Origin of the sequence: Kitasatospora sp. NPDC127067 (genome assembly GCF_042724755.1) — a bacterium.
Classification (GTDB): Bacteria; Actinomycetota; Actinomycetes; order Streptomycetales; family Streptomycetaceae; genus Kitasatospora; species Kitasatospora lactacystinica.
On sequence record NZ_JBHXEM010000314.1, the window covers coordinates 1 to 1,019 of the forward strand.

Below are 1,019 nucleotides of genomic sequence, written 5' to 3' on the forward strand. Positions count from 1 at the left end.
GGTGGGGTTACGGGTGGGGTTACGGGAGGTTGCGGGCCATCACGATCCGCTGGACCTGGTTGGTGCCCTCGTAGATCTGCGTGATCTTCGCGTCCCGCATCATCCGCTCCACCGGATAGTCCCGGGTGTACCCGTACCCGCCCAGCAACTGCACCGCGTCCGTCGTGATCTCCATCGCCGCGTCCGACGCGAAACACTTCGCCGCCGCACCGAAGAACGTCAGGTCCGCGTCCCCGCGCTGCGACTTCGCCGCCGCCGCGTACGTCAACTGCCGCGCCGCCTCCAGCTTCATCGCCATGTCCGCCAGCATGAACTGGACCCCCTGGAACTCCGCGATCGCCTTCCCGAACTGCCGGCGCTCCCGTACGTACCCGTTCGCGTAGTCCAGCGCCCCCTGCGCGATCCCCACCGCCTGCGCCGCGATCGTCACCCGCGTGTGGTCCAGCGTCTTCATCGCCGTCGCGAAACCCGTCCCCTCCGCACCGATCATCCGGTCCGCGGGAATCCGCACATTGTCGAAGTACACCTCACGCGTCGGCGAACCCTTGATCCCCAACTTCTTCTCCGGCGCACCGAACGACACCCCCTCGTCGCCCTTCTCCACCACGAACGCCGAGATCCCCTTCGAGCGCTTCTCCGGATCCGTCACGGCCATCACCGTGTAGAACTCCGACACCCCCGCGTTGGTGATCCAGCGCTTCACCCCGTTCAGCACCCAGAAATCCCCGTCGCGCACCGCCCGGGTCCGCATCCCCGCCGCGTCCGAACCCGCCTCCGGCTCCGACAGGCAGTACGAGAACATCCCCTCGCCCCGCGCCAGCGCCCCCAGGTACTTCGCCTTCAACTCCTGCGAACCCGACAACTGCACCGGCAGCGACCCCAGCTTGTTCACCGCCGGGATCAGGGAGGACGACGCACACACCCGCGCCACCTCCTCGATCACGATCACCGTCGCCAGCGCATCCGCCCCCGCACCACCGAACTCCTCCGGCACGTGCACCGCGTGCAGATCACTGCCC

General features: G+C 67.9%; 1 protein-coding gene. It reads right to left on the bottom strand.

Features of this window, described 5'->3' with window-relative positions; all coding sequences use genetic code 11:
• Positions 1 to 19: 19 nt before the first annotated feature.
• A partial coding sequence (locus ACFWJ4_RS41675; protein ID WP_380554719.1) for an acyl-CoA dehydrogenase family protein occupies positions 20 to 1,019 on the bottom strand: 1,000 nt, incomplete at its 5' end.